Here is an 11293-nt window from a genome sequence, read left to right on the forward strand (position 1 = left end):
GGTGACCCCTACGGGCACCCGGCTGCCGCAGCAAGGTATTGATTTAATGTTACTATTTGCCTTTAGCATGGTCGTCATACCATCAGAGATGCCATCTGTCCATTGGGATTATTTGGGCATGAATGATACTGACAGGAGGTTAACGTGGCGTGTGTCGACATCACCGGCCTAGCTAGGTTGTCTGGCCCCGACGCGGGTAAGTTCACTGCCGCTTGGGTCGCGGAGTGTCTTTCGCACATTTTGAAGCCATTCTTCGAACCCTTCCTCGCCGACAACGCTCATGCCTTCCAGAAACTCCTGACGTCGAGTGGTGCGTCGCGGGGCGCGCCACACGTCCACATCGACATTCTCCAAAATCAGACGAGCAACGCGGCGGTTCGTCTCGATCAGCGGAACCCCCACCTCGGTGCCAACCTGGCGCAGACCATGAAGCTCGCGCCTGAGGCTGCCTTGCGCCTGAGCAGGTCCCCTCGTGCCCCAGAGCTTTTCCTGAATCCATGGGCGCCACCGTTCGCCATTGCCGGCTGTAGCAAGGAGACCAAGCAAGGCGATCCCCTTTTTGCTTGAGAAAGGGAGCCGGCTGCCATCTGGCGCTGCCAACTGAAAGGCTCCGAGCAACTTCAGCCGATATCTCGGGTGTCGATCTTCCATCTCGATTAGCATCGGCCTCGCTCGTTTATCTGCGGAATGGCATCCCCGCATGCCCTTGCGTGGCCGTTCTCCTCAAAGTCTTGAAGGCGCTCTAAAGGATTCTTAAAGACTCGGTACCTGCCGAGCGAACGAGCGAAGCCGCTCCTTGAGCGCTCACGATTATCCGGAAATAGAGGCACGGCATGCAGTGTGCTCGAAGCCGTCGGAGACTACGATGAGTAAGGCTGCATAACTTGCATTGACGGGGCCGGGACATTTTGACCCTTGTCCCGGCCCCAACTGCGGCAATGCCTTCCAACCGGGGTAGTGTGGCGAAACGACAATGCGCGCAGCTATGGAAATCCTGCCGACGCGACGCGCGCGAGCGCGGCTAATGCGTCTGATCGAGGCCCACTGGTGAATTGTATTGCTTGTCGGCCGAAGGCATCGGGCCAGACGAATCCGCGATGTTGTTCCGCATTTCGCGGAGCCATTCCTCGAAAGACTCTTCGCCCGCTATATCGATTCCTTCGAGGAACTCACCAGGGGAAAGCATGACGGCCTCCTCATTGCGAATATCGACATCGACGACGTTCAGATTCAGCCGAACCGTCCGGGTCGTTGCCTCGACGAGCGGAAAAGGCGAGCCTGCCGTCAGCTTGCGGAGACCATGGAGCTCGCGCCGCAGGCTCGCTTGCGCTTGTCGGAGCTCGCGCGATCCCCAAAGCTTGTCCTGAATCCAGGCGCGCCATCGCTCGCCCGAGTTGGCACTTGCCAGAAGACCGAGCAGCGCGATCGCCTTTTTGCTGGTGACGTCAATACGCTGTCCGTTCGGCGCAACCAGCTGAAACGCTCCCAAAAGCCGGAGCCGATAAAGCGCCATACCGTTCACCCCCACCCCTCTTTCCCTTCTCCCCGCGCGGATTATGCCGCGCCTCCCGGAGGGCGGATTAAGACGCTGCTGAAGGTGGGAGCAATACCGAACAGCCGCGCGACGAATTAATAACGCTAAGGAAACGCTTAAGAAACGCAGCGCTTACGCTTTGCGAACGCAGCAATTGGCATTTGCCTTCGTGATCGACCGGGCGACCGGTCTGACTCAGGGGGAATGCTTCAGCATCTAAGATTTTTCGCAGTCTTTAGACGGCCGCGCCGATGGCTTCGGGCGCGTGCGCCAATTCGCCATACTATTTCAAGCAGAGGATAAAACATGACGACGAACTCCACTTCTCATTTGCGTCGCTTCGCCAAGGGGGCGCTGCTCGTCTCCGCGGCCTTCCCGCTTTCGGCGCTCCTCGCGGACAGCGCAAACGCCGAGCAGACAGTGGAGGTGAGCGCGGCGGAAACGGCTGCGAGCGTTCAGGCGAAGATCGATGCCGCCAAGGCGACACCCGATCGCGACATCACGATCACCGTGACGTCGAAAGGCGAAGTCACGGGCCCCGGAACGATCGGACTCACTCCCGCCGCAGGGCAGGGCGATGGCACGATCGTCTTCGGCAATGCCGGCAGCATCGGCGCTGTCGATAAGACCGGCGCCGTGACCGATGCGGTCGGCGTTGCTCTCGGCGGCTCCTCCGCCAAGGCCGATAACAAGCTGACCGCCACCAACAGCGGCGTGATCACCGGCGGCTTCTCAGCAAACGGTTTCGGCGGCACCGTGTCGCTCGATAACAGCGGGACGATCCACAATGGTGTCACCATCCAAGGGCCCGGCGATCTTTCGCTGACCTCCTCGGGTGCCATCCGGTCGGGTGATCTGGCTCTTCAGTCAGTGGCTGCCAATGCGTCGACAGTATCGGGAGATACGACAACCGACGTTTATACCAGTGGTGATGTTACGGGCGTGTTCGGCGACGTGGCGAGCGCTGACGGAAAAACCAAGGGCAATGCCACATTTGTTGCGCAGATTGGCAACGTCGAGGTGACGGCGAAGGGGGTGGCAGGTACTGTTACGGGCTATACAATCGGATCCAAGATTACGGTTGACAATACCGCAGCCGTTCCAGTGGCCAGCAAGTCGATTACGACTTCCGAAAGTAACACGACTTTCTTGGCCGGTTCAGTCAAGATTACGACGGCGACAACCAGTAAGCTTGATGCTGTCAATGGCGTGGCCAATGGTGATGTCGAGATTTCAGTGGCGGGAACGGTCGACAGCGGCGTGAATGCAGTCCCGGTCTTCAATGCTAATTCAGCGAGCAAGACCGTTCAGACACGCGATAGCACGAACACCGTGGATCTCGAGCGGGTCGACACATATAGTAGCTCAGGCGTTGCGGGTAATTCCACGATCAAGATCGCCGAAACCGGCGTTGTAGGCGGGGCGTTTGCCCAAGCCACGCGCGATGCGTCCATCACGAATGCTGGAGAAGCTAAGGGTGGGCTTGATGCCTTCGCCGGTGCGGGTGCGTCGACGAACGCCGGCAGCACCACGACGACGCGGAATGCAACCGGCGACCTGCTCAAAATCGTGACAGCGAATACGTCGGCCAGCGCAGTCGGCAAGGCCGCGATCGAGATCGCCGAAGAAGCTTCCGTGGGGGGCAGCGTGTCGGCTACGGCGACCAGCGATGCATCGGTGATCAATGCCGGTGCGGTCGATGGCGCCGTGACCGCTCGCGCGGGCAACGGGTCCCAGTCGACCTTCGATCAAACGCAGACCTTCGACGGCAAGGGCGTCCAGCTCGGCTACACGACCAAGTCAACGAACGCTCCTTCCGCGGGCAATGCGTCGGTTGTGATCGCCGAACCCGGCTCGACGGGTGGAACCGTGCTAGCCGTCGCGACGAACGATGCCTCTGCGGATAATAGCGGTTCGGTCGGCGGCAATCTGAACGCGACCGCCGGAAACGGCACCGCCAGCGTGACCGAGCAGGCGCTCGCCTTCGACAGCACCGGCGCGCTCGTCCTCAGCGACGTCTATGAGGAAAGCAATACGCGCTCGAAGGGCAATGCCACCGTCGTCAACGCGGCGCGAGGCGAAGTCGACGGATCGGTCAACGCCAATGCGACGGGCGACGTCTCGATCACCAATGCCGGCACGATCGGCGGCGGCGTGAACGGCGCCTCGTCGGGCAACGACACGACCCTCAGCCGCACGATTCTGACGCCCGCGGCCGTTGTCGACGCAACCGCCGGGACGACCACCACCAAATATAATTACGCCGAGGAATCGACGAACACCGCCTCGACGGGCAAGGTCGATTTCACCAATGCGGCAGGCGGGATCGTCGGCTTCAATGGCGTCGGCAACGTCAATCTGACGGCGGGCGGCGACATCACGATCCTCAACCAGGGTGAAGTTCGCGGCTCGACCTATGCGGCAAGCAGCGGCGGCGCGTCGTCGAACGGCAACAGCTATGCCTCGACGTCGGTGCTCGACGGCAAGGGTGGAAGCAGCTTCACCGAGGAACGGACCGACAGCGGTTCGTACACGGCGACGGGCGGCAGCGTCACCGGCACCTATGCCGGCGCGAACGGCACGAAGAACTTCTTCCCCGCCGCCATCGGTAACGTCACGCAGGTAGCCGATCTCGCGAGCACCGTAAATGCGACCGGCGCCATCTTCGGCAACGTCAGCTCGACCGCGGGCAATTCGGGGGTCGCAAGCTCGTCCTACGAGAGCAGCAGCACCGAGACGACCGTTCTCGATGCCGACGGCTCGGGTGCCTATACCGGTGAATATGCCGCCAAGTCGGAAACGACGGCGTTGGCCGGCGGCGACAGCAAGGTCACCATCTCGGGCCAGGTCGCGCGCAGCAACGCAGGCGGCAGCGCCAGCGTCAGCTCGCAGGGCACGAATTCCTCGACGGTGGTCATCAGCGGCTCGGTCGCCGACGATGTGACCAGCAACGCCTCGGGCGCGACGGCGCAGACCTCGGAAGAGTCGGGCAACATCGCCCAGACGATCACCAAGGGCAGCTATGTTACCGACGAGCTCAATACCAAGAGCAGCGGCACATCGATCGTCAACGACGGCGTGGGCGCGGCGTCGATCACCGGCAAGGCGACCGCCAGCCAGGATACGGTCGGCGGTTCGGTTACGGTCTATGGCGTGAAGTCGGCCTCGGCCGACGTCGCGAGCAAGGCGATCGTCGGCGGCAACCTCACGGTCAGCGCCAACAATGGCACCGACAGCGAGACGTCGACCGAACGCTCCTATGTCCGCGATGCGGCGACTGGCGTCGCGACCGCTTCGGAAGCCTCGAGCTCGACCTATGGGGCGGCCGCCGCGCAGGGCAATGCCACTGCGACGATCGCCGGCACCGTCGAAGGCGGTACCTATGTCAACGCCGGCCGCGGCGATGCGACCGTCACGCTGACCGGCGTCTCGGAAGACTATGTGAGCGCGATTGCTGGAAGCAGCGTCACCACGTCCGAGGCGACACGCGAATGGACCGGCAAGACCAAATCCTCGTCGGATGATTTCGGCACGCTCGTCAGCAGCCTCACCAACCGCACGTTCGAGGAAAGCGTCACCACCGAAACGGCAGCGGTTGGCGGCAAGGCGACCGTGCTCGTCGACTCCGCCCAGGCGCTGAAGGACAAGGCGGTCGCAGCGACTGACGACGTCTATGCCGCCGGCGTCAGCGGCGCTTCGGTGACCGTGACCAAGGGCTCGATCGTCACCAGCGACGTCGATGCCGAAAGCTATGCCTTCAACACGGTCGGCACCAGCACGACGAGCGATGACGGCAAGGGCACGGTGAACCTCACAAGCTCGACCACGACGACGATCGTCGGCGGTCCGGCTTCGATCACCAACGCCGGCCTGATCGGCGACGATGCGCGCGCAGTGAGCGCAACGTCGGCGACGGTCAGCAATACGGGCCAGATCGGCGACCTGGCAAGCGCCAGCGCCATCGTCATCGGTTCGAACACGACGAGCGAAACGACCAACTTCGGCAAAGCCTCGCTGCAGACGGTCACCGAAACCATCACGCCGGTCGTGGCGCTCGGCAAAGCGAGCGTGACGAACGCGGCGGGGGCAACCATCGGCGGCGACATCCTTGTCGAAGCCGGCGAAGGCACCGTCACGAACAATGGCACCGTTGGTGGAACGACCGTTCTCGGCCGCAACATCGACACGGCGTCGGTCACCGAAGTCCGCACGGATACTTCGACCGACACGAGCTTCACCCCGGCGGATGCGTTGCTCACGCAGACCTACACGGTCGACCAGAACGGCGTGTCGGGCGGCTTTGCAGTCATCGGCGGTCTCGACAATGACCCGACCGGCGAAGGCGCGGCGCTGACCAGCGATGTGAAGGCGACGATCAACCTCAATTCGGGGTCGGCGACGCTCGGTAGCATCACCGGCGAGCGCGACGCAGACGGCAACCGGACGACCAATACCACGGTCAACCTCGTCGGCTCGGGCTTCCTTGGCGCCGATGCCATCCTCTACCCGAACCAGAGCTGGCCGGTCGGTGCCGACAAGCCCAACCCGCTGCTCTCGCTCGGCAAGGATGCACAGAGCCTCTTCGGCGGCTCGAATTATCAGGTTCGCGTGGTTGGCGTCGAAACGCTGAACAAGGAAGGCGCAGGAACGTTCGTGATCAACGGAGCGGCTTATGACCCGGGTCTCCCGGGCGATGAGCCAGCCTACACGCTCGATGTCGGCAACTTCAACATCAACGCGGGCGAGGTCCAGCTGACCACCAGCCAGTCGGACGGCGCTGAATTCGGGGTTCGCGGCAACATCAACAACGCCGCGACGCTCGTCGTCGGCCGCCGCATCACTCCCGGCCAGAACCTGTTCGGCAACAGCCTGGTCGGCCAGACCGAACTGATCGACGGCATCACCGTCCGTCAGGTCGGCGACTTCAACCAGAGCGCCGCGGGCACGACCGTCGTGGGCATCACGCCGACGCTGGTTCGCGTCTACCGGAGCGAGGTCGTGGATGGCTCGACTCTCCCCGAACCGCTCGGTCCGGTGGCAGGCGGCGTCTATGTCGGCTATTTCACCACGCCGCAGGCGCTTGGCTATGAAGCCGACAATTCGCGGGTCGACATCACGGGTAACCTGAACCTCGCCGGCAAGGTCGCGGTGAACGTCTATCGTGACAGCCTCTACGCTAATGGCGATGGCTACACGCTGTTCACCTATACCGGTACGGGCGACGTATCGGCGACGGCGGCACCGACGCTGACCTCGCCCTATGTCGGCTTCAGCCTCGTGCACGACACGGCGACGAAGGAAGTCCGCCTCGAGGTGAAGCGCAGCAGCTATGCGAGCGGGGCGACCAACCCCAACGCCGTGGCGGCCGCGGTTGGCCTCGACTCGGCGCTGACCTCGGCGATCGGCCGCATCCGGAGCGATGCGGCAGGCGGCGCGGGCTTCGCATCGGTGACCGAATTGGGTTACGCTCAGGATATCGCCAATGTCGCGACCGCGCTCGACTTCCGCCTGTCGTCGGATCAGGCCGCCGAGCTCTTCAACGAGCTGTCGTCGGGCGAGATCTACGGCTCGCTCGCCGCGGTCGACCAGAACGCTGTCTTCGGCCAGACGCTCGACATGCTGACGAACCGCCGCTCGTTCGGGGGCGACTTCGCGACGCAGCTCTGGCTCAACCCGGTCGGCAACTGGGCGAAATATGGTGACGGCGACGCCTACGGCGCATCGGACATCCGCGCGAACAGCTACGGCATCGCCGGCGGTCTCGATTTCGCCTACGCGCCGAACGGGGCGTTCGGCTTCGGCGGCGCCTATGCCGAGCATGACATCGCCGCGCGCGGCACGCCGGAGGCGGTCGACGGCCGCACCTGGACCGTGGGCGCTTATGTCACGCAGGGCTTCGGACCGATCTACGCCAATGCGAAGCTCGCTTTCGGCTGGACCAACTATGACGCGACCCGCACGATGAGCCTCCTCGCCCGGACGGCGGAAGCGTCGATCAACGCCAAGCAGCTCGATGCCAGCCTCGAGGTCGGCTACGACTATCGCGCCGGCAGCGTGACGATCACGCCTTATGGCAAGCTGGTCCTCCGCCGCACGTCGCTGGAAGGCTTCACCGAAACGGGTGCAGGCGCGTTCAGCCTCGATGTCGATGGCCGGAAGAAGACGGTCTTCTCGCCGGTTCTCGGCGTGAAGCTCGGCACCGAAACCGAGCTTTCGGACAGCGTGACGCTGCGCCCCTTCGCGAAGGCGTCCTACACCTTCCAGGGCAACCTGCCGAACGATGTGACGGTGGGCTATGTTGGCGGCGGCGACAAGTTCGTCCTCCGCGGCGCCGAGCCCGACAGCTACGGCATGGTCGAGGCCGGGTTCGAGGCGAAGGTCGCCGATAGGCTCAATCTCTTCTTCACCGGCAGCCAGACCTTCGGCGGCGACAATAAGGTGACGGGCGTGCGCGGCGGCGTGAGCTTCCAGTTCTGATCTGAAGAGCAGTCCACTGGGGAACCCCCGTGGGGGGCGTGCCTCGCGCACGTCCCCCTTTTTTTTTGGAGAAACGACATGTGGAATGCGGGCTATGTCTCGGAGGTCGACTATATCTACGGCTATTTCTCCGAGCTCGCGCCGGTCCGGCTCAAATTCGCTCTTCTCTCGCGCGGCATCTCGCACGACGTCGGAGATCGGCCGAACTATCTCGAACTCGGCTTCGGCCAGGGCTTGTCGCTGAACATCAATGCCGCGACCTCATCGGGCTCATTCTATGGGACCGACTTCAATCCTTCGCAGGCGGCCTATGCAAGCCAGGTCTCGCGCGCGAGCGGCAAAGCGCTCAGCATTTTCGACGATAGCTTCGAGGAATTTGCCCGCCGCGATCTGCCCCAGTTCGACATCATCGCGCTGCACGGCATCTGGTCGTGGGTCAGCGGCGAGGCGCGCGACGCCATCGTCGAGATCGCCCGGACCAAATTGAAGCCCGGTGGCATTCTCTACATCAGCTATAATTGCAAACCGGGCTGGGCGCCGATCGAGCCGCTGCGCCATTTGCTCAATCTCTACGCCGCGAAAGCCGCGACCGGGGGTCTGCTCGCGCGCGTCGAGGAATCGCTCCACTTCGTTCGGCGCATCGTCGAGACGAATGCCGGCTATTTCGCGCAATATCCGGCGATCGGAAATATGGTCGAGGCAATCGGGAAACTCGATCGCAACTACGTGAGCCATGAATATTTCAACCGCCACTGGCTGCCCGAATCCTTCTCCGAGGTTTCGGAGCGCCTCGCTGAAGCCAAACTCGATTTCGCTGCTTCGGCAAGCCTGATCGACAATATGCCGGGGCTTGGCGTGCCCGCGCATTGCCATGATCTTCTTGCCGGCATCACGGACCCGGCGCTCTACGAAACGACGCGCGACTATCTCGTCAACCGCCAGTTCCGGCGCGACATTTTCGTCAAGGGCAAGCGCCAGATGACCACGGCCGAAATCGCCGACGGAATTGAGGAATATAGCTTCTTGGCGCTGAATGATGCGAAAGAGCTTCCGCTTTCGCTCGCAACCGCCGCCGGGTCGGCAAGCTTGCGCGAAGAAATCTACAAGCCCGTGTGGAAGGCGCTCATGGCAAAAAGGGGAGCCATCACGTCGTTCGGGGCGCTCGCCGCCGCGGTCCAGGGCGAGGGGATCACACGAACCCAACTCGCTGAAGTGCTGTTCGTCCTGACGGGCCGCGGAGATATCGCGCCTGCCGCGCAATCTGCGACACCCGAGGAGGATCTCGCGGCGTCGGTCGCACTCAACCAGGAGCTCTGCCGGCGATCGAAATATGGCGCCGGCGCCAATAACCTCGCTGCACCCCGTATCGGCGCCGCCGTCACCGTCTCGCGCGTGCAGCAACTCATCCTCCTCGCGCTCTCGGATAGTGTCAAAGACGTCGAGACGACGGTCTGGGACTGGCTCTCATCGCAGGGCGAACGCCTCGTCAGCGACGGCAAGCCGCTCGAGACCCCTGAGGAGAATATCGAGGAAATCCGGAAGCTTCGAAAAGATGTGTCGGCGCGTCTCGTGCCGCTGCTTCGCCGTTTGGGAGCAGTGCCCGAATAGGCGGCAAAAAAGCGATCTTCATATCGCCCGTGGCTGTCGGCCAATTAAGCGAAAAGCTTATTCATTGAAGATGAAAGTTATTTTAGGGTGGAAAAATGCTTAGAATGACGGCAACGTAAATTGGATAACGCGGAAGGACGATGCTCCTATCTCGCGACGGGGCGCAATTACATGGGTCGAGTTTTGGGCTAGGCTCCTTGTTTCGACAAGGGACCTGTCTTGGTTATTCGACGTAGGGGATTGTTCATGTCGCACTCTATAGGCATGCGGAGGCGATTAAATTTCTTCGACGAGGTTTGTGCTGCGACCGACCAACAGGCGCGCCCGGCTCTCCGACGTCCGCGCGGTCATTTCTACCGACTGACGTTTCTGGGCGCGTTTCAGTTGATCGCGCCTGACGGGAATCGTATTGAGATCGGCAGCAAGAAGGCGGTCGCGCTGCTTGCGCTCCTTGCCACCGCGCCGACTGGCGAACGCTGGCGATCTTGGATTCAGGAGAGATTATGGGGCTCGCTCGAAATACCGCGTGCACAAGCTGGACTCCGGCGCGAATTGCACCGTCTCCGCAAGCTGACGAGCCCTTACGGTGTTTCGCTGCTGCACTCTGATTTTCGGACTGTTAGACTCAATCTTGTCGCTGCAGAGGCAGATGTTCGTCACAATATCGCTCCGAACGCTGCGGAGTTTCTTGAAGGGCTCGACCTCTCGGGTGAAGATAATTTTGAGGACTGGTTAAGGGAAATGCGTTGCAACCTCGCCGACTGTCCCACGGCAGTCGATAAAAATCGCATGCTAAAGGATGCAGAATATGAGGATAACCGGTTGCTGATGGTGATGAGGGAGTTGCCAGCAAAGCGCAACTTTACATGATGGTGGATTTTGCTTCCCAGCCTATCTCCGAGTGGCTTGATCGGGTCGCTAGCGCCCTATCCTGATCGTGCATCGCACCGGCTCCTTGGACTTTTCCGCTGCCCTCTCACACGCGGCGATGGTGTCGCGGTTTGCCTGCCGCATGTCGGCGGCATCAACGATGGTCCGCCAGCCTTCCGGGTTTCCGGCGCGCATCAGACGGATGCCTGCATCCCATAGCGTCGACTCGCCCATTGTGCGTCGAGCAACCCGTTCGGGCCAGTGCCAGCTTTGCGGGGCCATGCTCGCCGCCCATCCCGGATAGATCAACCATAGCAGGGATATGGCGAGGATCGCGATGCCGATAGCATAAAGCATATGCCGACGCTGTTCCTCCTTCGCGCGAATCGTGCCGACGGTATTGCTCATGGTGGCATTGTTCTGACGAAGAAGCTCCCGCGTCTCCTTGATGGCGATCCTGTCGGCCTCGCGCGCCGTTTCCGCCGCCGCTGCGATCCGCCCAGCCATGCTGTCCGGCGTAATCCTGAGTGCCTCCGATTGCTCGACCGCCTTCATGCGCTTCGCGAGGTCAGCCAGCGTAGCATTGATCCGGCCAAGCGTCGGGTTGTAGTCGGGAACCTCGATGCTCTGTTTCTCGACGGCAATATGCTCAAGGGCGCGGGCGATCACCGCCAAGCGCCCGTCAAACCGTGCGTCCATCGCCTCCACGCGCGCCGCCAGGCGCGCGAACGCCTCCGCTGCCGTGCCGGTCGGCGGTTGGGGTTCCGGCCCATTCAACAGGGATTGTTCGTCCATTGTCACGTC

6 protein-coding genes are annotated in these 11293 nt (G+C 62.2%); 3 read left to right on the forward strand and 3 right to left on the reverse strand.

The genetic code is table 11. The features are described from left to right. Positions 1–168: 168 nt before the first annotated feature. Both VHO04_RS13030 and VHO04_RS13035 read right to left on the reverse strand, forming a co-directional pair. On the reverse strand, positions 169–663 hold the full coding sequence (locus tag VHO04_RS13030; RefSeq protein ID WP_329628688.1) for a hypothetical protein: 495 nt from the start codon (positions 661–663) through the stop codon (positions 169–171). 358 nt (positions 664–1021) lie between these two features. After that, a complete protein-coding gene (locus VHO04_RS13035; RefSeq protein ID WP_329628689.1) occupies positions 1022–1522 on the reverse strand; it encodes a hypothetical protein in 501 nt (166 codons plus the stop codon). Between the two features lie 318 nt (positions 1523–1840). Here VHO04_RS13035 and VHO04_RS13040 point away from each other — a divergent pair, with 318 nt between their 5' ends. From VHO04_RS13040 to VHO04_RS13050, 3 genes are all read left to right on the forward strand, one after another. Further along, a complete protein-coding gene (locus VHO04_RS13040) occupies positions 1841–8011 on the forward strand; it encodes an autotransporter domain-containing protein (RefSeq protein ID WP_329628690.1) in 6171 nt (2056 codons plus the stop codon). A gap of 78 nt (positions 8012–8089) precedes the next feature. Continuing rightward, a complete protein-coding gene (locus VHO04_RS13045) occupies positions 8090–9619 on the forward strand; it encodes a class I SAM-dependent methyltransferase (protein WP_329628691.1) in 1530 nt (509 codons plus the stop codon). Between the two features lie 246 nt (positions 9620–9865). Further along, entirely contained in the window at positions 9866–10489 is a 624-nt protein-coding gene (locus VHO04_RS13050; RefSeq protein WP_329628692.1) for a hypothetical protein, read from the forward strand. Between the two features lie 48 nt (positions 10490–10537). Here the strand turns inward: VHO04_RS13050 and VHO04_RS13055 are convergent, their stop codons facing one another. Beyond that, positions 10538–11284: a DUF6118 family protein gene (locus tag VHO04_RS13055; RefSeq protein WP_329628693.1), complete on the reverse strand. Its 747-nt coding sequence runs from the start codon at positions 11282–11284 to the stop codon at positions 10538–10540. Positions 11285–11293 lie beyond the last annotated feature (9 nt).

Origin of the sequence: Sphingopyxis sp. (assembly GCF_036261875.1) — a bacterium.
In the GTDB taxonomy this organism is placed as follows: domain Bacteria; phylum Pseudomonadota; class Alphaproteobacteria; order Sphingomonadales; family Sphingomonadaceae; genus Sphingopyxis.

Excerpts from the sequence above, each read along its gene's own strand:
- VHO04_RS13040 (WP_329628690.1), top strand. The coding sequence starts at position 1,841 with ATGACGACGAACTCCACTTCTCATTTGCGTCGCTTCGCCAAGGGGGCG.
- VHO04_RS13055 (WP_329628693.1), bottom strand. The coding sequence starts at position 11,284 with ATGGACGAACAATCCCTGTTGAATGGGCCGGAACCCCAACCGCCGACC.
- VHO04_RS13030 (WP_329628688.1), bottom strand. The coding sequence starts at position 663 with ATGCTAATCGAGATGGAAGATCGACACCCGAGATATCGGCTGAAGTTG.
- VHO04_RS13050 (WP_329628692.1), top strand. The coding sequence starts at position 9,866 with ATGTCGCACTCTATAGGCATGCGGAGGCGATTAAATTTCTTCGACGAG.
- VHO04_RS13045 (WP_329628691.1), top strand. The coding sequence starts at position 8,090 with ATGTGGAATGCGGGCTATGTCTCGGAGGTCGACTATATCTACGGCTAT.